The sequence below is a fragment of the Acidimicrobiales bacterium genome, from assembly GCA_034521975.1.
GTDB lineage: Bacteria > Actinomycetota > Acidimicrobiia > Acidimicrobiales > SKKL01 > SKKL01.
Genome location: JAXHLR010000006.1, coordinates 412331 through 437183, shown reverse-complemented (window position 1 = coordinate 437183; position 24853 = coordinate 412331). Strand labels below are relative to the sequence as shown.

24 protein-coding genes and 1 riboswitch are annotated in these 24853 nt (G+C 70.5%); of the genes, 11 read left to right on the top strand and 13 right to left on the bottom strand.

The features are described from left to right. Positions 1–23 precede the first annotated feature (23 nt). On the top strand, positions 24–371 hold the full coding sequence (locus U5K29_11490) for a hypothetical protein (protein ID MDZ7679164.1): 348 nt from the start codon (positions 24–26) through the stop codon (positions 369–371). On the opposite strand, the gene U5K29_11485 is transcribed toward U5K29_11490, so the two are convergent. Genes U5K29_11485 through U5K29_11475 form a run of 3 tightly spaced genes read right to left on the bottom strand, consistent with a single transcriptional unit; the run spans position 357 to position 3429 of the window. Further along, complete coding sequence (locus tag U5K29_11485) at positions 357–1877, bottom strand: MFS transporter (GenBank protein ID MDZ7679163.1); 1521 nt, start codon at positions 1875–1877, stop codon at positions 357–359. The genes U5K29_11490 and U5K29_11485 overlap by 15 nt on opposite strands. 60 nt (positions 1878–1937) lie before the next feature. Next, positions 1938–2348, bottom strand: a complete 411-nt coding sequence (locus tag U5K29_11480) for a universal stress protein (protein ID MDZ7679162.1) — start codon at positions 2346–2348, stop codon at positions 1938–1940. 37 nt (positions 2349–2385) lie between these two features. Next, entirely contained in the window at positions 2386–3429 is a 1044-nt protein-coding gene (locus U5K29_11475; GenBank protein MDZ7679161.1) for a ferrochelatase, read from the bottom strand. A gap of 84 nt (positions 3430–3513) precedes the next feature. Here U5K29_11475 and U5K29_11470 point away from each other — a divergent pair, with 84 nt between their 5' ends. Next, positions 3514–3843: a hypothetical protein gene (locus tag U5K29_11470; GenBank protein ID MDZ7679160.1), complete on the top strand. Its 330-nt coding sequence runs from the start codon at positions 3514–3516 to the stop codon at positions 3841–3843. A 27-nt stretch (positions 3844–3870) separates the two neighbouring features. Here U5K29_11470 and U5K29_11465 read toward each other — a convergent pair whose 3' ends face one another. The 5 genes from U5K29_11465 to U5K29_11445 all read right to left on the bottom strand — a co-directional run bounded on the left by U5K29_11465 (position 3871) and on the right by U5K29_11445 (position 7935). Then, entirely contained in the window at positions 3871–4698 is an 828-nt protein-coding gene (locus U5K29_11465; protein ID MDZ7679159.1) for an ABC transporter ATP-binding protein, read from the bottom strand. Then, a complete protein-coding gene (locus U5K29_11460; protein ID MDZ7679158.1) occupies positions 4695–5795 on the bottom strand; it encodes an iron ABC transporter permease in 1101 nt (366 codons plus the stop codon). The genes U5K29_11465 and U5K29_11460 overlap by 4 nt, the downstream gene beginning before the upstream one ends. A gap of 4 nt (positions 5796–5799) precedes the next feature. Then, positions 5800–6828, bottom strand: coding sequence for an ABC transporter substrate-binding protein (locus U5K29_11455; protein ID MDZ7679157.1), 1029 nt, complete (start codon positions 6826–6828; stop codon positions 5800–5802). An 80-nt stretch (positions 6829–6908) separates the two neighbouring features. After that, a riboswitch (cobalamin riboswitch) is annotated at positions 6909–7066 on the bottom strand. Beyond that, positions 7058–7594: a hypothetical protein gene (locus U5K29_11450; GenBank protein MDZ7679156.1), complete on the bottom strand. Its 537-nt coding sequence runs from the start codon at positions 7592–7594 to the stop codon at positions 7058–7060. Its footprint overlaps the riboswitch before it by 9 nt. Beyond that, positions 7594–7935 carry a hypothetical protein gene (locus tag U5K29_11445; GenBank protein ID MDZ7679155.1) on the bottom strand — a complete coding sequence of 114 codons (342 nt, stop codon included), beginning with the start codon at positions 7933–7935 and terminating at the stop codon, positions 7594–7596. Before U5K29_11445 ends, U5K29_11450 begins: the two co-directional genes overlap by 1 nt. A gap of 87 nt (positions 7936–8022) precedes the next feature. Here U5K29_11445 and U5K29_11440 point away from each other — a divergent pair, with 87 nt between their 5' ends. Beyond that, positions 8023–8796: an enoyl-CoA hydratase-related protein gene (locus U5K29_11440; protein ID MDZ7679154.1), complete on the top strand. Its 774-nt coding sequence runs from the start codon at positions 8023–8025 to the stop codon at positions 8794–8796. A gap of 12 nt (positions 8797–8808) precedes the next feature. On the opposite strand, the gene U5K29_11435 is transcribed toward U5K29_11440, so the two are convergent. Continuing rightward, positions 8809–10167 carry a nicotinate phosphoribosyltransferase gene (locus U5K29_11435; GenBank protein MDZ7679153.1) on the bottom strand — a complete coding sequence of 453 codons (1359 nt, stop codon included), beginning with the start codon at positions 10165–10167 and terminating at the stop codon, positions 8809–8811. 22 nt (positions 10168–10189) lie between these two features. Beyond that, the gene (locus U5K29_11430; GenBank protein ID MDZ7679152.1) at positions 10190–10792 is read right to left on the bottom strand and encodes an isochorismatase family protein; all 603 of its coding nucleotides are present in this window, start codon (positions 10790–10792) and stop codon (positions 10190–10192) included. A gap of 67 nt (positions 10793–10859) precedes the next feature. Here U5K29_11430 and U5K29_11425 point away from each other — a divergent pair, with 67 nt between their 5' ends. Both U5K29_11425 and U5K29_11420 read left to right on the top strand, forming a co-directional pair. After that, positions 10860–12134 carry a DNA repair exonuclease gene (locus U5K29_11425; protein MDZ7679151.1) on the top strand — a complete coding sequence of 425 codons (1275 nt, stop codon included), beginning with the start codon at positions 10860–10862 and terminating at the stop codon, positions 12132–12134. A gap of 13 nt (positions 12135–12147) precedes the next feature. After that, the gene (locus U5K29_11420; protein MDZ7679150.1) at positions 12148–15324 is read left to right on the top strand and encodes an AAA family ATPase; all 3177 of its coding nucleotides are present in this window, start codon (positions 12148–12150) and stop codon (positions 15322–15324) included. A gap of 40 nt (positions 15325–15364) precedes the next feature. Here U5K29_11420 and U5K29_11415 read toward each other — a convergent pair whose 3' ends face one another. Further along, complete coding sequence (locus U5K29_11415; GenBank protein MDZ7679149.1) at positions 15365–15886, bottom strand: DinB family protein; 522 nt, start codon at positions 15884–15886, stop codon at positions 15365–15367. 133 nt (positions 15887–16019) lie between these two features. Here U5K29_11415 and U5K29_11410 point away from each other — a divergent pair, with 133 nt between their 5' ends. After that, complete coding sequence (locus tag U5K29_11410; protein MDZ7679148.1) at positions 16020–17663, top strand: bifunctional diguanylate cyclase/phosphodiesterase; 1644 nt, start codon at positions 16020–16022, stop codon at positions 17661–17663. A 68-nt stretch (positions 17664–17731) separates the two neighbouring features. Next, positions 17732–18532 carry a ParA family protein gene (locus U5K29_11405; GenBank protein ID MDZ7679147.1) on the top strand — a complete coding sequence of 267 codons (801 nt, stop codon included), beginning with the start codon at positions 17732–17734 and terminating at the stop codon, positions 18530–18532. Positions 18533–18836: 304 nt separating this feature from the next. Here the strand turns inward: U5K29_11405 and U5K29_11400 are convergent, their stop codons facing one another. Both U5K29_11400 and U5K29_11395 read right to left on the bottom strand, forming a co-directional pair. Beyond that, entirely contained in the window at positions 18837–19730 is an 894-nt protein-coding gene (locus tag U5K29_11400) for an EAL domain-containing protein (protein MDZ7679146.1), read from the bottom strand. 193 nt (positions 19731–19923) lie between these two features. Continuing rightward, positions 19924–20946: a hypothetical protein gene (locus tag U5K29_11395; protein ID MDZ7679145.1), complete on the bottom strand. Its 1023-nt coding sequence runs from the start codon at positions 20944–20946 to the stop codon at positions 19924–19926. 139 nt (positions 20947–21085) lie between these two features. Here U5K29_11395 and U5K29_11390 point away from each other — a divergent pair, with 139 nt between their 5' ends. The 4 genes from U5K29_11390 to U5K29_11375 all read left to right on the top strand — a co-directional run bounded on the left by U5K29_11390 (position 21086) and on the right by U5K29_11375 (position 24783). After that, positions 21086–21394 carry a WhiB family transcriptional regulator gene (locus tag U5K29_11390; protein ID MDZ7679144.1) on the top strand — a complete coding sequence of 103 codons (309 nt, stop codon included), beginning with the start codon at positions 21086–21088 and terminating at the stop codon, positions 21392–21394. 10 nt (positions 21395–21404) lie between these two features. Further along, positions 21405–22922 carry an AarF/ABC1/UbiB kinase family protein gene (locus tag U5K29_11385; GenBank protein MDZ7679143.1) on the top strand — a complete coding sequence of 506 codons (1518 nt, stop codon included), beginning with the start codon at positions 21405–21407 and terminating at the stop codon, positions 22920–22922. Positions 22923–23063: 141 nt separating this feature from the next. Beyond that, complete coding sequence (locus U5K29_11380; GenBank protein ID MDZ7679142.1) at positions 23064–23423, top strand: CBS domain-containing protein; 360 nt, start codon at positions 23064–23066, stop codon at positions 23421–23423. 226 nt (positions 23424–23649) lie between these two features. Continuing rightward, positions 23650–24783: an amino acid ABC transporter substrate-binding protein gene (locus tag U5K29_11375; protein ID MDZ7679141.1), complete on the top strand. Its 1134-nt coding sequence runs from the start codon at positions 23650–23652 to the stop codon at positions 24781–24783. The last annotated feature ends 70 nt before the right edge of the window (positions 24784–24853 follow it).

The window sequence follows — 24853 nt, the reverse complement described above, 5'->3', positions numbered from 1 at the left end:
AGAGGGGCCTATCGTCGGTGACCGTGGCAGACGATGTGGTGGAAGCGGTGGCCGGCATCCTCCTCGGCGTGGCCCGCCGGGGCACGACGATCACCTACGGACAACTGCTCGATGCCCTGGCCGAGCGCGACCCGGACCTGCGTGTGCTCGCCGAATCCGACCTGGCTCCGGTGCTGCGCTCGGTGTCGACCCGCGAGGACGAGGCCGGTCGGGGTCTGCTCACCGCCGTGGTGGTGCGGCAGTCGAGCGGACTTCCCGGGGGCGGTTTCTTCCGCCTGGCGGCGGAGCGGGGCCGTGCGGTCGAGGACCGATCAGCGGCGTGGTCGGCCGAGCTCGCCCTGGTGCACGCCGCGCATTCAGCGCGAGGGTGAGGGTGCCGGCCGGGCCTCCGACCGAGCTGGTGCCGAGTCGCCGGACTCGCCGGACTCGCCGGACTCGCCGGACTCGCTGGGCTCGCTGGCGTCGGGTTCGCGGGGTTCGTGGTGCTCGTCGGGGATGAGGAAGCTGGCGAAGAGCATCGCCACCAGGCCGAGTGCAGCACCGACGCCGAAGGGGGTGACGAAGGCCTCGGCCCGGCCCGAGTCGTCATAGACCGCCGAGAGCAGCGCGATGCCGAAGGCGTTGCCGATCTGGTAGGTCATCCGCTGTAGCGAGGTGGCGAGTCCCAGATCGGTCTCGGGCACCGAGTTGGCCAGCGCGGCGGTGATCGGAGGCCGTGCCAGCCCGTTGCCGAGTCCCTGGGCGAGCAGCGCCCCGCAGAACACCAGCAGCAGCGCCTGGCCGCTGCCGAACATGAACGCCCCCATGGCCACCACGAGGAAACCCGTACCGATCAGCGCGCCCGGTCTGGTGCCGACCCGTGCGCCGAGCTGGCCCCCGAGGGGCGAGGAGAGCGAGAAGACACCGGTGCGCAGGAGCATGATCGCTGCGGTGGCGGTCGCGGTGAGGCCGAACCCTTCGCGCAGGGCGATGGGGGAGAGCACGAACCCGCCCATGTACACCGAGCCCAGGAACAGGCTGGTGAGCAGGGTGAAGGTGAAGTTGCGCCGCCCGAGGAACTCCAGCGGCACCAGGGGGTGCGCCGAGCGCCGCTCGATCGCCACGAACGCCACGGTGGCGAACGGGAACAGCGCGAGAGAGGCGAGGATGGCGGGGTGGTCGAGGCCCCACGTGCCGCCCTGGCCGATGGCCAACATGGCACAGCCCACCACCACGGTGAGCGCGGCCGCCCCGGGCACGTCGAAGCGGACTTGCTTCGGCTCGCTCTCGGGCAGGATCACCGCGGCGAAGCACAGCGCGGTCGCGGCCAGGCCCGCCTGGAGCACGAAGATGAGCCGCCAGCCGACGAGGTCGACCAGCGGGCCACCGGCCGCGAGGCCGATGGCCGGGGCCCCGGCGGCGACGAGCGACCAGTAGCCGATGGCCTTCACCCTGTCCTTGGGGGCGAAGACCAGCATCACCAGCGCCATCGAGGTCGGTTGGGTCGCTCCTCCGACGATCTGGGCGAGCGATCGCAGGCCGATGAGGCTGGTGGCGTTCCAGGCCAGGGCGGTGACGGCGGCGACCGTGGTGGCGATGGTGAAGCCGATGAGGAACACCTTGCGGTGGCCGTGGAGGTCGCCGAGCTTGCCGAGGATGGGCAGGGAGAGGGCCGACAGCAGCATCGGAGCCGAGATCACCCAGGTGAGCACCGAGGTGGAGGTGCCGAACTCGTCGGCGATGTCGGTGAGCGAGACCGACAGGATGGTGATGGGGAACGAGGTGGCGAACATGCCCGCCAGAGCGGCGAACAGCACCCAGCGCTGGTAGCTCCCCTTGGCCTCGAGACGGCCCCGCAGGCGCTGTCGGGCTGCAGTGAGGGTGGACGTAGCTGGCACGGGAGGAAGGAGTCTACCGGCGGCAGGAGCCGGGCTGGCCAGTTGAGCGCGCGGGCGGCCTCAGTCCGGGGCGCGGTGGACGATCACGACCGGGCACGGGGCGTGGGTGGAGACCTGCTGGCTGACCGACCCGAGCAGTAGCCCGGCGAACCCGCCGAGGCCGCGAGCGCCGACGACGAGGAGATCGGCCTCCTCGGCCACGTGGAGCAGGGCCTGGACGGGGAGCTCGTTGATGATGACCGGTTCGATCTCGACGCCGGAGGTGTCGTGCTCGGCCAGCATCGTGTCGAGCAGGTCGCGCGCCGCGGCGTCGTCGAAGTCCGGCTGGAACTCCGCGACCGGCTGGACCAGGTAGGACCAGGCGACCACCATCTCGAGGGTGGCCCCCCATCGTCGGGCTTCGGCCAGTGCCCAGGCGAGCGCGGCGTGCCCACCGGGCGACTCGTCGACTCCGACTGCGATGCGGGTCATGGTCGGCCTCCGCCGGTTGCGTGCAGGAGCGATGCCATCATGGCCGATCCGGCTGTCGCGGTGGCGCCGGACAGCAGTCCGGCGCGCAGCGAGCGGCTCGGACCCCGAGAGGCCCGAGCGCCCTGCGGGGTGCTTCGGGGTCGAGGTGCTCGACGATCAGCTCACGAACCATGGCGACGAAGGTGGGGTCGGTGCCGGGCGTCGGGACGCGGACGAGATGCATCCCCAACTGGTCGGCGGTGGCCCGCGCCTGGGTGTCGAGGTCGAAGACGACCTCCTGGTGATCGGAGACGAATCCGATCGGGACCACGACCGCCGTGTCGACGCCTTCGGAGACGATCGACCGCAGGTGGTCGTTGATGTCGGGCTCGAGCCATGGCACCTGAGGAGGACCGCTCCGGGACTGCCAGACCAGGTCCCGCTCCAGATCGGGGGCGACATCGTCGGCCACGAGAGCGACCGCGTCGTGCAGCTGGGCCTGGTAGTCGCTGGTTGCGGCGAGGGACAGCGGCAGCGAGTGGGCGGTGAACACCACCCGCGCCCGCCGCCGCCGTTCGGGCTCCAGGGTGTCGAGCGCGGCTCGCAGCCCGTTCCGGAACGGTTCGATGAACCCCGGGTGGTTCCAGAACTGGCGGATCTTGTCGATCGACGGCGCTCGTTCACCCACCGCGGCTCGAGCCGCTTCGATGTCCTCGCGGTACTGGCGGCATCCCGAGTACGAGCTGTAGGCCGAGGTCACGAAGGCCAGCGCCCGCTCGACGCCGTCGTCGGCCATCTGGGCCACCGTGTCGCTGAGCAACGGGTGCCAGTTGCGGTTCCCCCAGTAGATCGCCAGGTCGATGCCGTGGACGGCCAGTTCGGCGGTGAGCGCGTCGACCAGTGCCCGGTTCTGGGCGTTGATCGGCGACACGCCTCCGCTGGTCTCGAGGTACTGGCGGGCGACCTCCTCGAGTCGGGCACGGGGCACGTCACGTCCCCGGGTCACGTTCTCGAGGAACGCCATGACGTCGCCGGGGCCTTCGGGACCGCCGAAGGACACCACGATCACTGCGTCGTAGGGCGGCGTCGTCGGTCGGTCCATCACCACGATCTTCGCGGACGGGGGGAGTCGGCGACGAACGGAACCCCGCTGATCGGCGCCGGGCTGCGCGATGCCGGCGTCGACGTGGCAGTCAACGCCATCGACTCGATCGACCTCGCCGCGCTCGCCGCGGCCGATCTGGTGGTGGTGGGCAGCTGGGTCGACGGGTTGTTCTTCGTCGGCCAGCGGCCGGGGAGGGCTGGGCGGCTGCGGAAGCTCCCGGTGATCGACGGCAAGCGGGCGGCGGTCTTCTGCACCTATGCGGTCGATCCGGGCAAGACCCTCACCAAGCTCGGCGACATCGTGGCCGAGCGGGGAGGCGAGGTGCTCGGTGGGGTCGCCCTGCATCGCAAGCGGCTGGCCGAGGGTGCCGGGGACTTCGTCGACCGCTTGCTCGCCACGCTCCAGACCTGACCGCCCTCGTGGGCCCGACCGCCGCGCTCAGCGGGGGGCGGTGTCGGTGCTGGAGGGAGCGGTCGGCGAGCCCGACGCCGCCCGGTGGCGGGTCGGCACCACCACGACCCCTCCCGAGGGGTCGTGGATCACCCGCACCGATGCGCCGTAGTGCTCGCTGATCGTGTGCTCGGTCAGGACCTCTGTGGCCGATCCCGATGCCACCGCCCGCCCGTTGCTCATCAACAGCAGGCGGTCGGAGTACTGGCCCGCCAGCGTGAGGTCGTGCATGGCGCTCAGGACGGTGAGACCGTGGTCGCGCCGCAGACCCGTGACCAGCTCGAGGACCTGCTGCTGGTGACCCACATCGAGGGCGCTGGTGGGTTCGTCGAGCAGCAGGAGGGGTGCCTCCTGGGCCAGCGCCCTGGCCAGCACGACCCGTTGCAGCTCTCCACCGCTGAGGGTGCCGAGGGTGCGCCCCAGGAAGTCGGACAGCTCGAGCTGGTCGGCCACCCCGGCCACCACGTCGAGGTCGTGGCGCCCCTCGGTGCCGAGGTAGGAGATGTAGGGGCTGCGTCCGAGCAGCAGATAGTCGGCGACCCGCATCTCGGGTGGGCACTGCGGCACCTGGGGGACCATCGCGACCAGCTGGGACAGCTGGCGCCGCGAGCGTTGTTGGTGCTCGGTGCCGTCGATGGCGATCGATCCTTCGTGGGCCACGAGCCCGACCACCGCGCGGAGCAGGCTGCTCTTGCCGGCTCCGTTCGGTCCGATGAGGCCCAGCCACTCGCCGTCGGCCACCTCGGCAGACAGCGCATCGACCGCCCGGAACTCGTCGAAGGCGACCGTGACCGAGTCGATCCGCAGCGCGGTCACTGCACGGCTCGCTTGCTGGTGTGGAGGACCACCGCGAAGAACGGCGCCCCCAGGAATGCGGTGATCACGCCGATGGGGAGCTCGGCCGGGCTGGCCACCGTTCTCGCCGCCACGTCGGCGGTGATGAGAAACGCCGCCCCGCCGAGCAGGGACAGCGGCAGCACGATCCGGTAGCTGGTGCCGGCGACGAGGCGCACCGCGTGGGGGACGATGATGCCGACGAAGCCGATCAGGCCACTGACCGCGACCGCCGCCGCGGTGCCGAGCGTCGCGGCCGCGACGACGACGAGTCGCACTCGTTCGGTGCGCACTCCCAGCGTGTCGGCCTCGTCGTCGCCCACGGCCAGCACATCGAGGAGGCGACGGTGCAACAGCACCGCCACGCTGCTGACGACGACGTAGGGGAGGATGAGCAGGACCTCGTGCCAGCCCGACGTGGCCAACCGTCCGAGGATCCAGGAGTACACCTGTCGCAGCGTCTCGGTCTCGCGCTGTTGCACATAGGTCTGGGCCGCGGTGAGGAACGCCGCGACCGCCACCCCGGCGAGGATCAGGGTGGCCGCGTTGCGGCCGGCGCCGGAGGCGTGGCCGAGGCTCCACGCGGCGGTGACTCCCAGGAACGCGCCGGCGAAGGCGAACACCGGCAGGGCCTCGACCGGCCAGGACGACGAATCGGGCCCGTAGGCGATGGCGAGGGTGGCGCCCAGGCCGGCTCCGGCGGCGACGCCCAAGAGGTAGGGATCGGCGAGGGGGTTGCGGAACACGCCCTGGTAGGCGGCGCCGGAGAGGGCGAGCATGCCCCCGACCAAGGCACCGAGCACGACTCGGGGTAGCCGGATCTTCCAGAGGATGTCGGCTTGGCGATCGGTGAGGCCCGGTCCGGCATCGATGCCGGGGATCGTCGACACCGCCTCGGTGACCACCCCCCACGCCGAGAGGCCGGCGGGCCCGAGGAAGATCCCGAGGGCCATGGCTCCCGCGAGCGAGCCGACGGCCACCGCGAACCACCGCCGGCGCACCCGGCTGGGAGCCAGCTCTGCGGGCGCATCGGGCCGGATGATGGCCTCGACGGTGGTTCGGGTGGGTCGGTCGTTCACGGCTTCAGCCGGCAGGCTCGAACGTGGTGACGGCCTCGGCCACGTTGCGGAGCAGGTCGATGATGCGGGGGCTCCAGCGCGAGGCGACGTCGTCGTCGACCACGAACACCGCGTCGTTGGCCACCGCCGAGAGCCCTTCCCAGCCCGGGCGGCCGGCGACGGTCTCGGGACTCTGGTCACAGCAGGTGGCGTCGGCCAGGAAGATGAGGTCGGGGTCGGACTCGATGATGAACTCTGCCGACAGCTGTGGGTAGCCGCCCGCAGTGCCGGCGGCCTCGGCCTCGTCGGCGATGTTCTCCAGACCCAGCAAGGCGTAGACCTGGCCGATGAAGGTCTGGGAGGTCACCGAGTAGTAGGTGTCGTCGAGCTCGTGGAAGTAGGTGAGCCCCTCGGCGTGTTCGGGGAGGTCGGCCACGATCTGGTCGATGTCGGTCTGCATCTGGCCAACGACCTCGGCGGCACCGCCGACGTTTCCGGTGGCTGCGCCGAGCACCTCGACCTGGCGGTAGATGCCGTCGAAGTCGGCGGGTGCGTCGAGGAGGAGTGCGGGGACCTCGAGCAGCTCGAGTGATTCGACCACGTCACCGGGGTCATAGGAGAGGACGACGAGGTCGGGCTCGTAGCCGGCGATGGCCTCGACGTTGGGCTGGAAGGCATCCAACTCGCCATCGGGAGCTTCGGGCGGGTAGTCGGACTGCAGGTCGACCGCGGCCACCTGGTCGCCCGCTCCCAGCGCGAACAGCATCTCGGTGTGGGTGGCCGACAGCGAGATGATCCGCTCCGGGGTCGCCTCGATCGTGACCGATCCGTTGTCCGCCTCCACCGTCACCGGGAAGGCGCCGCCGTCGGCGCCGTCGCTGGTGGTGGTGGTGTCGTCCGATTCGTCGGAGCTGTCGGGCGAGGTGTCCTCCGCAGTCTCCTCCGGTCGGTCACCGGACTGGGGAACTGCGTCTGAGTCGGTGTCGTCGCCGCACGCGGCGAGCGCCAGCGCGGCCACGAGGGCCAGCGCCAGGGTCATGGGTCGATGTCGCATTGCATCCTCCAGGTCTCGGGAGGATGAAGAGAGCCCGCCGGCAGTGTTGGTGCCGGACGAACCACCCTTCCTCCGAGGGTCGGTGTTCGTCGACATGGGGCAGGCGGCCTGGCTCGTCCCCCGGAGGGGCTTCACAGTTGCGGGACAGCGCCGGACTTGCACCGGACTTCGCTGCGTCCATGCCGCTCGATCGGGTTGTTCTGATCGAGCGGGCGCGACCTTAGCCGCTTCAGCCGGAGTCGAACACCTGGGCCTGCCACGTGGTGTCGAACCCGCCCCCCGCGAGGATCGTCGCCGCGTCGATGGCCCACGCGATCGTTTCCCCATGATCGGGGAGCGTCGGGGATCGGTCGTCTCCGGCGGCGGTGCGCGCCGTTCCCTCCACCTCGCTGGTGGGGATCACGACGAGCCCGCGGATCGGATGGTCCTGCAACACCGGCCAGTGCGCAGGGATCGGGTGTCCCGCATCGGCGAGCAGGTCGCGGGCCTTCGGTCCGGCCGGATGCTCGATGCCGAGGTGTGCCGCCTCGATGCGGCGGCGCCGGCGGCGAGGCGCGGTCCAGGTGATCTTGGGCACCGGGGAGCCACGTCCGCCGACCCGGCCGAAGATCATGCCGGGCACCGACCGGGTCGAGCTCAGCTCGGCGTGCTCGACTCCCTCTGGCATCAGGTTGACCCACCCCTGACCCGTCTCGACCAGAGACTCCATGGCACTCGCCAGCGTCGCGAGCTCGCCGGCGTCGTCGCGGTCGACGTACAGGAACATCAGGTGGCCTTCGTTCCCCGGAGGATGATCTCGACCCAGCCCCAGAGGCGCTTCAGCAGCGCCGGTTGCCGGCTGGTCGAGGTGGCCCATTCGAGCTCGGCTCGTAGCAGGGTCCACTCGAGGAGCCCCCCGAGCTCGTCGGGGTCGTGCTCGTCGCCGACCTCGCCCCGGTCCCGTCCGTGGTCGAAGGCACGGGCGAAGGTGTGGTGCAGGGTGCGGTGCCCGATGGCCCGATCGGCGGCGTCGACGAGCGCGGCCCGGTTCCGGCGTGAACGTGGCTGTTCGAGGCTCGTTCGGCGGGTCCGTCCCGAGGTGTCACCGCGAGGCGGAACCGGGTTCATGGTCGATGTGTAGGGGGCGCGAATTAGAGTGTCAAGCGGCGCCGCCCTCCGGCGAGCACCCGATCACCAGCACGAGAGGTCTGACCGATGGCATACGAGCACGTCACGGTGGATCGCGACGGTCCGACCGTCACGATCACGATGAACCGGCCCCAGCGACGCAACGCCCTCTCGGTCGAACACCTCGGCGAGCTGCTGGAGGCGTTCCGGGCAGCGGGCGAGGGTGACGCCACCGGTGTGGTGCTGGCCGCCAACGGTCCGGTGTTCTCGGCCGGCCACGACATGGCCGCGATGGCCGGAGCCGACCTGGGCGAGATGCGGCACCTGCTCCGCACCTGCACCGAGGTGATGGACACGATGCAGGAGATCGGCCAGGTGGTGATCGCGCGGGTGCACGGCATCGCCACCGCAGCGGGCGCTCAGCTGGTGGCCGCGACCGATCTGGCCGTGGCGTCCGAGTCGGCCCGCTTCGCGGCGCCGGGCGGCAAGGGTGGCTGGTTCTGCACCACGCCCATGGTGGCCATCGGCCGCTCGGTGGCTCGCAAGCGTGCCCTCGAGCTGGCGCTCACCGGCGACGAGATCGACGCCGCCACCGCCTGCGAGTGGGGACTGGTCAACCGGGTCGTCCCCGACGCCGACCTCGACGATGCCGTCGCCGAGTTGCTCGCCCGGGCCACCCGGGGAAGCGCTGCATCGCGGGCGCTCGGCAAGCACGCGCTCTACACCCAGCTCTCGATGAGCCAGGCCGATGCCTACGAGTACGCCATCGAGGTCATGGCCTCGGCCAGCCAGCTCCACGACGCCCAGGAGGCGATGGCCGCCTTCGTCGAGAAGCGCGCCCCGTCCTGGCAGCACCGCTGACCGCGCTGTCGGTCAGTGGCTGTGGGCGCGGGTGAGGGTCTCGATCAGCTCCTGCAGCCGGTCCGAGCGCCGCACCTCGAAGGGTCGCTCGCGCTGTTGCAGACTCCGCATCCGGTTGGGGAGGGCGGCGACCGAGTCGCGGCAGCGCTGCTGGGCCGCGTCGAGGCCGGGGTCGGGTCGGGTCCTGCGTCCCGCGATCATGACCGGTTCGAGCAGAGGACGGGAACGGCACCCGTTCGGTACCGCGATGTCCTCGCCCTCGACGGCGATGACGTCGTAGCGGTCCGAGACGTCGTCGGACACGCGCCATACCTGCTTCACCCCGGGAAGGGTCACCTTGTCCTCTGACAGCTTGATCTTGGGTCCCGACTCGTCGTTCACCAGCTTGTAGACCCCTCCGAGCGACGGCGCGTCGGCGCTGGTGCCGAGCTGGGTGCCGACACCGAAGGCGTCGATGGGAGCACCGGTGGCGAGGATCTCGGTGATGCGGTACTCGTCGAGGTCGCCCGAGGCGAAGATCGACACATGCTCGAGCCCTCCGTCGTCGAGGATGCGCCGGACCGACTTCGCCAATCGGGCCAGATCGCCCGAGTCGAGCCTCACCCCGCCGATGCGGACTCCCTCGTCGGCCAGTTCGTGGGCAACCTGCACCGCCAGGCGAGCCCCTTCTTCGGTGTCGTAGGTGTCGATCAGCAGCACCGCCCCGTCGGGGAAGCGCCGGGCGAAGGCGCGGTAGGCGTCGGCCTCGTCGTCGAAGCTCATGATGAACGAGTGGGCCATGGTCCCCGACAGGGGCAGGTCGTAGGCGACGCCGGCCGACACGAGCGACGTGCCCGCCGCCCCGCCGATCCACGACGAGCGTGCCGCCTGCATCCCGGCGTCGCCGCCATGTGTGCGTCGCGAGCCGAACTCGACGAAGCGGCGGTCGCCGCAGGCGATGGCGATGCGGGCTGCCTTGCTGGCGATCATGGTCTGGGACGCGACCAGGTTGAGCAGGCGGGTCTCGACCACCTGGGCCTCGATCAGCGGTGCGGTGACCCGCAGGATCGGTTCGCCGCCGAACACGACCTCGCCCTCGGGCACGGCGAACACCTCGCCGGTGAAGCGCAGGTTGGCGAGCAGGTCGAGGAAGCCGTCGTCGACCCATTCGAGGGTGCGGAGGTGGTCGAGTTCGGTGTCGGTGACGTGCAACGCCTCGAGGTGGTCGAGCGCTTCGGCCAGTCCCGCGGCCACGAGGAAGTTGCGTGGTTCGGGCAGCGACCGCACGAACAGGTCGAAGGTGGCGCGTCCGGTCTTGCCCGCGTGCTCGTACGCGGCGGCCATGGTCAGCTCGTAGAGATCGGTGAAAACGAGCTCTCCCGGTCTGGTCATGGGTGCATCATGGCAGCCGGGCTCAGGTGGCGGCGCTGACGATGGCGATTCCGTGGTCCGCCATCTCCTCGAGCGCGCGCTCGCCGTCGCCTTCTTCCTGGTCGACCGCGGCGGTGGCCTCGGGGATCACCTCGGTGACATAGCCCAGCTTCGCGGCATCGAGTGCGGTGGCCCTGACGCAGACATCGGTGGCCACGCCGACCACGATGGTCCGTTCGATGCCCTGGTCGCGCAGGATCCGGTCGAGCTCGGTGGGCTGATCGGCGTCGGCCTCGAGGTCATAGACCGTGAACCCCGAGTAGCCGTCCTCCATGCCGGTGCCCTTTTTCACCACCACCGGGTCGGGGGGCACGTCGAGGTCGTCGTGCAACCGGGCACCCCAGGTGTCGCGGACGCAGTGGGGCGGCCAGTTGCCGCCCTGATCGACGAAATGGGGGGTGTCGGGCGGGTGCCAGTCCTGGGTGTAGACGACCGGGGAACCCGCGGCCCGGGCGGCGGCGATCTCGGCGTTGACCCGGTGGATCGCGTCCATGCTTCCGGACACGTGGAGGGAGCCGTCGGGATGAACGAAATCGTTCTGCATGTCGACGACGATCAGCGCAGTGTGTGGTCCGTAGTGGTCCATGGGTGCGCTCCTTTCTCCCGGTTGCCAGCCTATCGACGGTTGATCCGCGCCTACGATGCGGTGACACATGTCCTACCGGTTTCTCCACGCGGCCGATCTCCATCTCGACACCCCCTTCTCGGGGCTCAGCGCCACCGCGCCCGAGGTGGCGGCTGCGCTGCGCGACGCGAGCCTCGCCGCGTTCGATCAGCTGGTGCGCCTCGCGATCGCACGCGACGTCGCCTTCGTCATCATCTCCGGCGATGTCTACGACGGTGCCGAGCGCGGGGTGAGGGCCCAGCTGGAGCTCCACCGGGGCCTTCGGGAGCTCTCCGAGCGCGGCATCCGCACCTTCGTGGTGTCGGGCAACCACGATCCGGTGGACGAGGGGTGGTCGGCGATCCGCGAGTGGCCGGGGCTGGTCACCATCTTCCCGGCCGACGAGCCCGCGTCGGTCGTGGTCGAGCGCGACGGCACCCCGTTGGCCACCGTGCACGGGATCAGCTATGGCACCCGGGCCGTCACCGACAACCTGGCCGAGCGGATCCGCCCCGACGACGGACCGGGGCCTCACCTCGCGGTGCTGCACGCCAACGTCGGAGGCAACCCCGACCACGACCCGTACAGCCCCTGCACGATCGATGAGCTGGTGGCATCGGGCATCGACTACTGGGCACTGGGTCACGTCCACACCCGTGAGATCCTCCATCGCGATCCGTGGATCGTCTATCCCGGCAATCTGCAGGCGCGTAGTCCCCGGGCCAGCGAGCGGGGACCGAAGGGGGCCTACGTGGTCGAGGTCGACGACGCGGGTGTCATCGCCGAGCCCGAGTTCGTCGCCCTGGACCGCATCCGGTTCGATCGCATCGAGCACAGCATCGACGGCATCTCCGACCTGGCGACGCTGCGCGACCGCCTGATCGACCTCGGGCACCAGCGCCTGGCCGAGGCCGACCGACGTTCGGTGCTGCTGCGCGTCGAGCTGGTGGGCCGTGGACCGATCCACGGCGACCTCTACCGTCCCGGGGCGCTGGCCGAGTTGCTCGACACCCTCCGGGGGGAGTCGCTCAGCGAAGCACCGTTCCTGTGGTGGGATCGCATCGACGTGTCGACCCGACCGGTGCAGGACCTCGACGAGCTGCTCGGGCGCAACGACTTCGTCGCCGATCTGGTCGAGGAGGCCTCCGCGCTGCTGGACGACGATGCCACCCGCGCCGAGCGGGTCCAGACCTGGGACGACGAACTACCATCTGATCTGGCCCACCTGCTGGGGGAGGCGCTGCCGAACGCCGACGACCCCGAACGTTGGCGTTCGGCCGAGGAACTGGCAGTCGATCTCGTCGCGGGCGACGAGAGCTCGTAGCGGGAGGCGGAAGATGCGGATCGCCGGCTGGCGTATCGATGGGTTCGGGATCTTCTCCGATGCCACCGTCGACGATCTTCCGCCAGGGCTCACCCTGGTCACCGGCCCCAACGAAGCCGGGAAGAGCACGCTGCTGGCGTTCCTGCGCGGGGTCCTGTTCGGCTTCCCCGACGGCCGGATGCGGGCCCGCCGCCACGAGCCGGTCAACGGTGGCCGCCACGGCGGTGCGGTGTTCCTCGTCGACGAGTCCGGCGGCACCTGGACCGCCGAGCGCTACGTCGACCCCAAGACCTTCACGCTTCGGCGCCCCGACGGCTCCACCGCCGAACCGGGCGAGCTCGCCCGCCTGTTGGGCAGCGCCGATTCGACCCTGTTCGCGAACGTGTTCGCCTTCGGACTCACCGAGCTCGACGCGTTCGAGTTCATCGACTCCGACGCGGTTCGTGAGCGCATCTTCTCCGCCGGGGTGGTCGGTGCCGGTCGTTCGGCCCGCGACGCGCTGAGCACGCTCGACGCCCGTCGTCAGTCGCTGGCCCGCCCGCGCGGCAAGTGCGAGATCCGCGAGCTGACCGAGCAGGCGCGCAACGTGTCCCGCGAGCTGAATCAGGCCCAGGCAGCCGCAGCCGACCTCGCTCGCCGTCGTGGCGACGTCGACCGCTTGGCCGAGGAGGCCGACGCGAAGCGGGCGGCGGTCGAAGGCTGCCGCCAGGAGCAGCAGCGCCTCCGCTCCCTGCTCGAGGTCTGGCCGGTGCGCAGTCGCATCGCCGACATCGATGCCGACCTGGACACCCTCGAGGTCCCCGACGGCCTCGACGGCACCACCGAGGCCAGGTTCGAGCGTGTCGCCACCGAGCTCGCCGCCGCACAACGGGCACTCGATGAAGCCACGGTGGCCGCCGGAGCCGCCCAGAAGAAGCGCGACGCCATCCGGACCGACGACCAGCTCTCCTCGGTTGCTCCCGAGGTGCGAACCCTCTTGGGTGAGATCGCGCTGGAGGAGGGGCGCCGCACCCGACTCGCCGAGCTCGCCCACGCCATCGACTCGCAGCGCGAGCTGCTCGACGAGCAGCTCGCCACGCTGGGACCGGACTGGGATCGTCACCAGCTGGCCCAGTTCGATGCTTCGATCCCGGCCGCCGAAGAGGTCCGGCGTCGTGGTCATCGCCTCGAGGACATGGAGCACCGTCTCGAGCGGCTCCAGTCCGAGCGGGTGGCCCTGGCCCGGTCCCGCGCCGAGACCCAGACCAAGCTTGCGGCGATCGAGGAACAGAACGAGGGCACGCCGCGGTTGCCGTCGGCCGAGGACGCCGCCCGCGAGTCTCGTGCCCTTCGTCAGCTTCGTGCCCACCTGGTCGATCTCGGGACCCAGAGCGCCCGACTCGAAGGCGCCAACCGGACCCTTGCCGGGCTCAAGGCGGTCGCGCCGGCGTCGGCGTCGGCGGGGAAGAGCAGTCGCGCCGGTGCGGTGGTCATCGGCGTGCTCGGCGCGGTGGTCGCCGCGTTGGGTGTCGCGGCGCTCATCGGTGGGTCGACACCGGTGGCGGGGGTGCTGGGAGCCGGCGGTGTCGCCATGATGGCCATCGCGGGCATCGTCTTCGTCGGCGGCAGATCGCTCACCAGGCACTCGTCGGAAGCCGCGATCACTCGCCAGATCATCGAGGCCGAGCAGGCCGCGGCCGAGTCCCAGGACAAGGTCGAGGTGCTTCGAACCAGTGTTCGGGCCACCGCGCTGCAGCTGGGGTTGACCGCCGAGCCGACCGCGATCGAGGTCGAGGAGTGCGCGGCCCGAATCGAGAAGTCCAATCAGGAGCTCCGCGACGCCCTTCAGCGCCGTACGCGTGCCACCGAGCTGACCAGCGACATCAAGGATGCCACCAAGCGACTCGACGAGCTCGAGACCGAGATCGCGTCGCTCTCCCAGAAGGTGGCCCGCGAGCAGGAGGAGTGGGAGGCCTGGAAGAAGGAGCGCCAGGTTCCGCCCGATCTCGGCATCGAAGCGATCAACGACCTGTTCACCGCCATCGAACGGGCCCGGTCCACCCTGCGGAGCCTGCAGGGCATCGAACGCGAGCGCGACGAGGTCGCAGCCGATGCCGAGGCCTGGCGCAGCCGGGCCCGAGCCGTGCTCGACCGGGTGCACGACGACCTCCCCGACGACAACGTCGATCTGATCAGCCGCATCCGCACCCTGGCCGAGCGCATCGAGGCCGACGAGGCATCCCGGCGTTCGCTCGAGGAGCGGCTCGCGGCGTGGGAGGAGGCCAACCAGCGGGCCGATCTGGCCAAGGAGCGCCTCGACTCGGCAGCCGCCGAGCACGCCGGCCTGCTCCGGATCGTCGGCGCCGATGACGACGCCCAGTTCCGCCAGGCGCTCGAGCGGCGGCGTCGCCGGGTCGAGCTCGAGACCGAGCGACAGGGGGCGATGGAACAGATCCACGCTGCGTTGGGGCGTGGCCAGGCAGCCGAACCGTTGCTCGCGGAGCTCGAGCTCGGCGATCGTGGCGGTTGGGATGCTGCGCTGACCGACGCCGCCGCCAGGTTGCCCGAGCTCGAGGACGAGCACGAGGCGGCCATCCGTCGCCACCACGACGCCGACCGAGCGCTCGACGAACTGGCGCGGTCCGCCGACGTGGCCGATGCCGCGCTGCGTCTCGAATCGGTCCAGGCCCGCCTCGCCGACCGTGTCACCGAGTGGCAGACCCTGACCGCGGCCCGAACCCTCATCGCCGACACGCTCGCCCGCTACGAGCGCGAGCGTCAGCCGGCGGTGCTCAGCCGGGCCGAGACCATGTTCGAGCGTGTCACCGCCGGCCACTACCCCAACCTGGTGATCGCCGACGGCGAGGTGCGGGTCGTCGACCACGCCGGCCGCCAGCTCTCGACCGTCGACCTCAGCCGCGGCACCGCCGAGCAGCTCTACCTCTGCGTGCGGTTCGGTCTGGCGGCCGAGTTCGCATCGCACACCCCGCTGCCGTTCGTCATGGACGACGTGCTGGTCAACTTCGACCCCGAACGGACCGAGGCCATGGCCGGTGTGGTCGCCGAGCTGGCCGAATCCCACCAAGTGCTGCTGTTCTCCTGTCAGCCCGCCAGCATCGGCACCATGAGCGAGGCCCGCCCCGACGCCCGGGTGATCGAGCTCCCTCGCCATGGTGGCAAGCCCAAGCGGAGCCGCCGGTCCCGGGAATGAGCCGGGCCCGGTTCGAGCGGGTCGGTGTCGGCGGCATGACCTACCCCGAGGCCGCGGCCGGGGTCGGTTCGACGCCGCGGGCGATGTCGAACAGGTGGTGGATCAGCTCGTGAACGGTGTGGCGGCCGAGCCAGGTGAGGTCGCGGCGGGCCGGTTGTGGCCAGTTGTAGATCGCGGTGCGGCCCCACTCGCTGTCGCCGAGGCTGTCGAAGAGCGCGGCGAGCGCCTCGGCGGCGCGGTCGATCTGTTCGGCCACGCGGCCCGGGTCGAGCTGCGCGTAGCCGAGCTCGACCGCCCGCTCGTCGGGCCGCATGGACTCGATCGTCGGCTCACGCACGCGCAGGGCGAGCGCCGCACGCTCACGCTGCACGCTGAGCACGTCGCGGACGTGGGCTGCGTACTCGAGCGGTGCCCACACCGCTGGCGCGGGGCGGCGGCGCAGCACATCGTCGCCGCCGCCGAGGCGGGAGCGGTACTGGCGGGCCACCGCGCGCAGTGCCCCCGCGATGTCGGCTTGCGGCAGGTCGCGGTACACGAAGCCGCACTGGTCGCAGCGATCCACCGCGCCGACGGTATCCCGCGTCGTGAGGGTGGCTCGGGGACGTCTCCGCGAAACCTTCAGAACCGGCGTTCATGGGCCGATGGGCTCATGTACACGACTTGCCACGTGAGTCCCTCCGAAGGGCGGATCATCCATGGACCAGTGGGAGCGACGCCTCCACCTCGTCGAGCGGGCCACCGCGGCGTCGGTCTCCGCGCCCGCGCGAAGCCACCGCGTCGACGAGGACGGCGGCCCTGGCGAACCCGTCACCGACTCCCGTGTCACGGGTCCGACCGGGCGAGACGACGATCCCAGCCGTCTGGTCCACCCCGACGAGGCCTCGGTGCTGGGTCAGCTGGTGGACCTGGCCGCACAGCGGCCAGGGTTCCGTGTGGTGCTGCCGCTGCTGGCGCGGGCGCCGGATGGCGGCGGCTGGGAGCGACGCTCCTTCGAGGTGACCCACGAGGTCATGGGTCCGGTGGTTCGTCCCGTCGAGGTGGCGGAGTTGGGCTCCGATGGTCTGAGCGGCGTCGACACCCGTCACCAGCGTGGGATCGTCGATCGCGGCGATCTCGTCGTCCACCTCGCCGAGGCTCTGGAGCGGGCCGGCGACCACTTGGTCGCGGTCCTGTTGGTCGATCTCGATCGCTTCAAGCTCCACAACGACCTGTTGGGTGCGGTCGCCGGCAACGAGCTGCTCGCGATGATGACCGAACGGGTGCGGGTCGCCGCCGGCCGCTCCTACTCGGCTGCACTGGGCGGTGACGAGTTCGCCGTCGTCGTCGAACACATCGACGATCCTTCCCGGGCCAAGGCACTGGCCGAGCGGGTGCGCCAGGCCATCGCCGAACCGGTCGAGGTCGAGGGGGAGTCTGTGGCGTTGACCGCCACCGTGGGACTTTCGGTCGGGGGCGCCGGAACGGTTCCCGACCATCTCCTGCGAGACGCCGACACGGCCCTGTTCGCGGGCAAGGACAAGGGGCGCGATCGGGCCCAGGTCTTCGGACGGAGGCTCGAGGCCGGGGTGGCACGGCGGCTCAGCACCGCCCACCAGCTCCGGCACGCGCTCGCGGCCGGCACTCTCGAGATGCACTACCAGCCGGTTCTCTCCCTCGACACCGGGGTGGTGGTCGCGGCCGAGGCCCTCATGCGGGTCGCCGGAAGCGCCGACCAGCAGTCCCTCAGCCCCGCTCACCTCGTCGACGCCGCCGAGGACAGCGGCCTGATCGCCCGTCTGGGTCGCTATGTCCTGGAGGAGACCGCGAGCCAGATCGCGGTGTGGGAGCCCCGGCTCGGCCGTCGGCGGCCGTTCCGGGTCATGGTGAACGTCTCGCCGGTCCAGCTCAGCGACCGAGACTTCTCCAACGCCATCGGCCACGCACTCGGCGCGGCTCGTGTCGCTCCCGACCGGCTCAGCCTCGAGCTCACCGAGAGCGTCCTGCTGGCTGCGAGCCCGACCGTCGACCTCGTCGTCGCGGATCTGGTGACCTTGGGGATCGCGTTCGGGCTCGACGACTTCGGTGCCGACGGGTCGTCGTTGGGTGGACTGCGACGCTTCCCGATCGAGTTCATCAAGATCGATCGTGAGCTGGTCGAGTCCGTCGATCGGGACGGCAAGGTCGAGGCCATCGTCGAGTCGACGGTGACGATGGCTCGCCGCCTCGGCGTCTCGACGGTGGCGGTGGGCGTCGAGACCGAGGCTCAGCGCGACCTGCTGCGCTCGCTGGGGTGCGACGCCGCCCAGGGGTATCTGTTCTCGCCCCCGTTGACGCCCGACGCCTTCGCCGAGCTTCTCTGACCGGGTCGGCTGCGCCCGTCGGGCCGGATCGTCCCCCGGCACCGGTGCGCTTGGTACGGTTCACAGCGATGGTGAGCATCACGGTCGTGAACCAGAAGGGCGGGGTCGGAAAGACCACCGTCGCGCTCGGCTTGGCCGCGGCGGCGTCGCTGGCGGGCCGCCGCGTCCTGGTCATCGACCTCGATCCGCAGGCCAACGCCACCACCGGCCTGGCGGTGTGGGAACCCCAGCGCACCGTCGACCATCTCCTGGCCGAGGAACGTCCGGGTGCCTACGCCGAGGTCGCCGTGCCATCAGCGTGGCCAGCGGTGGTCGGGACTCCTCCCGATGTCGTGCCCAGCTCTCCGGCGCTGGCCCGGCGCGAGCCGCAGCTGGCCACCGATCCCATCGGTGCCCAGGATCGCCTGCGGGTCGCGCTGGCGGGCTGCGACCACGACCTCGTGCTCATCGACTGCCCTCCTTCACTCGGCCTGCTCACCGTCAACGGGCTGTTCGGCGCCGACCGGGCGCTGGTCGTCACCGCTCCCTCCGCTTGGGCCTCCGATGGTGTCGAGCAGGTGCTCACCACGATCGAGCGCGTGTCGCGCCGTCGCCCCGACGGGCTCACCATTGCGGGCATCGTGGTGAACAACCTGGCCCGCACCCGCGACGCCAACTACTGGTACCGCCAGCTCGAACAGGAGCACGGCGATCTCACGCTTCCGCCCATCCGCCAGCGGGCGGCGATCACCGAGGCGGGCGCGCAGTCGCTCCCGGTGCACGCGCTCGGCAACCGCCCGGGTGCACCCGAGGCGGCCGACGAGTTCTCCGCACTGCTCCGGTGCTTGCTGGCGTCTGCGCCCGTTCCCGCCTCCCCCGCCTCGGAGTGATGTCCATCATGTCCTCTGCCTACGATCCCCGCCGTTCTCGTCCCCACCCCCCGACCCCCGCGGATGCCAACGCGGCTCCGGTCGAGGCCCTGCTCGGTCCCGATCCGGTGCACTCCCAGCCGGCAGCCAGCAACGGCTCGACGCCAGCTGCTGCATCCACACCGGTAGCGGGTACACACCGCGGAGCTCCGTCGAGGTTGGTGCAGCTCGCCCCGATGCTGGTCGCCGGATCCGTCCTGGCGGCGTTGGTGTGGTGGCTCACCCGCCGGAGCGACTGACTGGCGCCTGGGCGAGCCCGGGTCGGTCAGCTGGATGCCGACCGCCTCCAGTGCGGCGAGTGCGCCGCGCCGGCGAGTGGCCCCGGATCGTCCAACTGATCGAGCAGGAGCAGGATCTCGAAGTCCAGGGTCGACACCGGTTTGCTGAGGAGGAACCCCTGGATCTGGTGGCAGTCGTTGTCGCGGAGGAACTCCAGCTGGCAGGTGGTCTCGACCCCTTCGGCGACCACATCGAGCTGCAGGTCCCTGGCCATGGCGATGATCGCCCGGACGATCGGGGCCTCGCCACCGGGTGTCCGGACCGCGTCCAGGAACCGCTTGTCGATCTTGATCCCGCTGACCGGGTACTGGTCGAGGTATCCCAACCCGCAGTATCCGGTCCCGAAGTCGTCCAGGGAGCAGCGAACACCCATCGTCCGCAAGTTCGACAAGCTGGTGGTCACCTGATCGATCTGTTCGAGCGCCAGGCTCTCGGTGACCTCGAGCTCGAGGCGGTGGGGGGCCAGGCCGGTCCGGTCGAGCACCTCGAGCACCATCTCGTCGATCTGTTGCAGCTGAAACTGCCTCGGAGAGAGGTTCACCGCCATCACGAAGCCTGAGCACCGATCCTGCCACTCGACCGCCTGCCGGCAGGCCTCCTCGAGGACCCACTCGCCCAGCTCCCGGATGACCCCGGACTCCTCGGCCAGCGGGATGAAGCTGTCGGGTGGCAGCGTGCCCCAGCGGGGGTGGTTCCACCGAAGGAGGGCTTCGGCCCCGGTGATCCGGTCGAGGCGCAGGTCGCCCTTCGGCTGGTAGTGCACGACCATCTCACCGCGCACGGTGGCGAGACGCAGATCCTGTTCGAGGGCGCTCCGATCAGCGGGGACGCCGTCTCGTCGTTGCGGAGCCGGTTGGAGCTGAGGGTGTGGGGGCCACACGTGCCTCTCCTGTCTGCGGTGTCGGTGACGTGGTCACCGACGGGACAGGGGCCGGGTTCGCTGTGGCTCCCCGCCGGCGCAGCGACCAGTTCTCACCGACGGATCAGAGCCTCCCCCTCGATCACCAAGTGTGGCCGCGGTCGGTGCCGATCGTCCATAGTGCGTTCGGACCAAAGTGGAGCCGATGGGGCACTCAGGCGAGCGGGCGGCCGAAGGGCAGCGCCTCCTGCCAGGTGGAGAGGAACGCCTCTGCCCGGTAGCAGGCGCCGAGGAGCGGGCCCTCGTCGTGGTCGAGCGACCGGCGAACGGCCTCGGTGATACCGCTGGTGGCATCGGCGAGCACCGCGTCGATGGTTGCCTCGCCCGCTGGCCATCCCGCGTAGGTCGGGCCGGAGGTGGAGATGAAGTCGGCGAGGGCCACGATCCCCCGGCGGCGCAGGACCGCCAGGCCCTTGGCCGAGACCGGCTGGCAGCCGGTTGGCACCACCAGGCCCGCTCCGGTGGCCTCGGCTGCCTCGCCGTCGATCATGCCCTGCCGCGACCCGCAGAACAGGACCGACGCCTCGGCGCCGAAGAGGGCCGACGCATCCTCTGGCTCGCTGGTGAGAGAGTCGAGCGCCGACGCTCCGGCCTCGACAAGGGTGTCGGCGTCGAGCCCATTGGGGTCGAGGGCGGCACCCTTGGCGTTGCCGAAGGCCACCACGGTGGCACCGCGGGCGACCAGCTCTGCCACCAAGCGGCCCGCGACCGGGTTCGCCTCGATCGCCGCGGTGTGTCCGTCGAGACCGCCCAAGGCTGCCTCGGCGGCGATGACGGGTCCGATGGCCTCGAGATGATGCTGCAGCGACAGGCCGTCGACTTCTTCGTTCCTGACCGGGCTGCGTGGGTCGCTCGCGGCGAGATCGGCCAGGTCGTCTGCGGTGACACCGGTACCCGGGTCGAGCACGAGCTCGCCGGCGTCGACCCGAGCCTTGACCTCGGCGACGAAGGCGGCGACCGCCTCGTCGCGGGCCTCGGCTTCGGCGCTGATGCCCGCCGATGCCCCACCGACCTGCAGCTCACGCAGCGCAAAGGTGTAGGTGGCGGTGCGGGCGAACGCCTGCGCGCTGCCTTGGAGCACCTTGGGCGCGACGCGAACGATCCCTGCCGCCTGGGAGGCCCCGTCGAGGTCGGTGATGATGAAGGCGTTGGTCGTCGTCAGCTTGTGGATCTGCACACCCGGATTGTGTCACCCCGGGTGGCCCGCGATCGAAGAGGGCGTCGCGGGGTGCATCCGGGAGCGATGGATGCCACGGAAGTGGGGTAAGGGCCCACGCGGCCGTGTCGACCACTCGAGGGCTTCGGAGGGAGCCGCCATGTCCCGACCACCGAGGAAACCGATCCTGACCGATCGCTCGTGGGTGGACCATGCCCGGTGCGTCGGGCACACCGAGCTGTTCTTCGCCCCTCTGGGCGAACGCCCCGAGGCCCGCGCGCTTCGCGAAGCGTCGGCTCGGGCCATGTGCCTCCAGTGCCCGGTCATGCTCGCCTGCCGGGCCGACGCCAGGCTCAACCGTGAGAGCGGCTTCTGGGGAGGCGAGAGCGAGGAGGAGCGGGCCATGGCCGGCTACGCCCCCTTCTCGACCACCCGACGCGCCGTGCGTGCCGCGGCGTCGGGCGACTAGACCAGCGGCCATGGCGCCGTTCCCCCTCGACCCGAGACGCTTCCACGCTTCTGGCCGCGCGGTCGCAGCGGCCGGCGGCACCCTGGTGGTCGGTGTTGCCGCGCTCGCTGCCCGTCGCTTCGGACGGTCCCGATCGGCCCTTCAACGTGGACGCCTGGCCCGCACCACCGGCTCGGCGCGCAACGCGGCGTTGGCCCGCATGGGTGGTGGCACCGCAGCGACCTATGCCGCGCACCGAGCCCGGCGCGTCTTCGCCTCGGCGGGTCGGCGGGAGGAGCTGGATCGCAGCTTCGAGCTTCGGACGGTCGAGCAGGTGGTCGACACGCTCGGACATCTGAAGGGGGCGCTGATGAAGGTCGGCCAGCTCGCCTCCTACCTCGACCAGGGGATGCCCGATCACATCCGGGACGCCCTCGCCCAGCTGCAGGCCGACGCACCGCCGATGAGCACCGAGCTGGTCGACGCCACCATCGGTTCCGAGCTGGGCGAGCTTCCCACGGCGTTGTTCGACACCTGGGACCCGGTGCCGATCGCCGCGGCATCGATCGGACAGGTGCACCGGGCGATCACCCACGACGGGCGAGCAGTGGCGGTCAAGGTCCAGTATCCGGGTGTCGACGAAGCGATCGGTGCCGACCTCGGCAGCGCCGACGCCATCTTCGCCGGCCTGGCCCAGCTGTTCCCCGGACTCGACCCGGGACCGATCGTCGTCGAGCTCCGCGACCGGCTGCTCGAAGAGCTCGACTACCGCCTCGAGGCCCGCAACCAGGCCGCCTTCGCCGACCACTACCGGGGCCATCCCACCATCCACGTGCCCGAGGTGGTGCCCGAGCTGAGCACCGCACGGGTCCTCACCACCGAGCTGGTCGAGGGCGCGACCTTCGCCGAGATGCTCACCTGGTCGCCCGAGGAGCGCAACCTGGCGGCCGAGACCATCTACCGGTTCGCCTTCGGCAGCCTGTACGGCCTCGGTATGTTCAACGGCGATCCGCATCCGGGCAACTACCTGTTCGGTCCGGGTGGCCGGGTCAGCTTCCTCGACTTCGGTCTGGTCAAGCACTTCACGCCCGACGAGGTCGAGGGGTTCGGCCGCCTCATCCGGGCGGTGGTGCTCGACCCGGATCCCGCTCGTTTTCGTGGCGAGGTCGAGCGCCTCGGTGTGCTCAGGCCGGGGGCTCCGGTGAGCGACGAGCAGGTGTTCGACTACTTCTCGCACTTCTACGAGTTCGTCCGAGTCGACGGCGAGTACACGATCAGCAACGAGTTCGCCGCGGCGACGATCCGCCAGATGCTCGATCTGGGCGGCCCACACGGTCCGGTCATGCGGGCGGTGAACGTTCCCCCGAGCTTCGTGGTCGTCCAGCGCATCAACCTCGGGCTCTATGCCATCTTCGGCCAGATCGGTGCCACCGCCAACTGGCGGCGCATCACCGAGGAGCTGTGGCCGTTCGTGCAGGGACCGCCCTCGACCCCGATGGGCGAAGCGATCGCTGCCTGGTCGGCCCAGCGCGCCAGTCCGATCGACTGAACGTCTGGCCCTGGTGCCTGTGACCTTTGGCCCTGTGACGGCCCCGGTCGCGGCGCCAGGCTGTACCCAGCGGCCGAAACCACCGGCCACCGAGACCGGAGCCCCGAAATGCGTGCCACCTCCGCCCCTATTGCCAACGTCATGCATCGCAGCACCGTCAGCGTGCGACCCGACACCACCATCCGCCAGGTCGCCGAGACGCTGGCTCGCGAGGAGGTCGGCGCGGTCGTGGTCCGTGGTGCCGAGGGTCTCGCCGGCATCGTCTCCGAGCGCGACATCGTGGCCGCGCTGGCCGAGGGGGTGGACCCCGATGCCGAGCGGGCCGCCGACGTCATGACCTATGACGTGGTGTCGGTCGGGTCCGCCGATGCCCTCGAGGCCGTGGCCAGGGCGATGCTCGACGGTGGCATCCGCCATCTGCCCGTCGTCGACGCCGGCGGGCCGGTCGGCATCGTGTCGATCCGCGACCTGTTGGGTGCCTATCTCGACGGCGACGTGTGAGGGGACCGCTCCATGGCGGTCTGAGAGCGTTGCCCCTGGTGCTCACACCTGTGAGCGATTCGCAACCATTTCTGTGAATCCCAGCACGCGTGGTATGCGATGGCGTACCGTCGCGACCAACAACAACCGACTGGGTCGCGAGCACCACGCGCAGGCCTCTGCACATGAGCGAACGCCCGGTCACCATCAATCCAGGGGAGCGTTGATCATGAATCAGCGAAGGTGGATGCGTTGGCTGGCAGTGCTCGCAGTGTTCGTCCTCGTCCTCGGTGCGTGCACCGGCGACGACGATGATGCCGCGGACACTCCTGATGCACCCGACAACAACGGCGAAGACAACGGCGACGGTCCGTCCGAGACCATCGATCTGGTCCAGGACGGCGAGAGCGTGCTTGCGTCGGTGCAGGACTCCGGTGTCGTGGTCTGCGGCGTGAACGATGCCGTACCGGGGTTCGGCTTCGTCGACGAGGACGGCAACTTCTCCGGTTTCGACGTCGACTACTGCCGGGCGATCGCCGCCGCGGTCCTCGGCGATGCCGAGGCAGTGGAGTACGTGCCGCTCACCGCAGCCCAGCGTTTCACGGCGTTGCAGTCGGGTGAGATCGATGTGCTGGTTCGCAACACCACCTGGACCGCCTCGCGCGATGGCGGTGAGGGGGCGGCGTTCGCCACGACGACGTTCTATGACGGCCAGGGCATGATGGTCCGGGCCGATGGTGACATCGGTTCGATCGACGATATGGGCGGCGCCTCGGTGTGTGTGCTCTCGGGCACCACCACCGAGTTGAACCTGGCCACCGTGTTCAACGCCCGTGGACTCGACTACTCGCCACTCTCGTTCGAGGACAACGACACCCTGCGTGAAGCCTTCATCGCCGGCCAGTGCGACGGCTGGACCTCCGACAAGTCCCAGCTCGCCGCGGTGCGTTCGGCCTATCCCGAGGCCGACGGCGGACCCGAGTCCCTCACGATCCTCGACGAGACCATCTCCAAGGAGCCGCTCGGGCCGGCGGTCCGCGATGGCGACTCGGCGTGGTTCGATGCGGTGAACTGGGCGGTCATCGCCACCATCCAAGCCGAGGAGTTCGGGATCACCTCGGAGAACATCGACGACTTCACCACCAGCGACGATCCCAACATCCTGCGGTTCCTCGGCGAGCCCGACCCCGAGGAGGGGACCGTCGCCGATCCCGGACTCGGACTCGATCCCGACTTCGCGGTGAACGTCATCAGCCAGGTCGGCAACTACGGCGAGATCTTCGAGCGTCACGTCGGGCCCGACACCCCGCTCGGTCTCGCGCGAGCCGAGAACGACCTGTGGACCAACGGCGGGCTGCTCTACCCGCCGCCCTATCGATAGCCCAATCCCGGCGTTGCGGTGCCGGGGTGGTGATCGGATCGCCCCGGCACCTGCCGGTTCTGACGGCTGA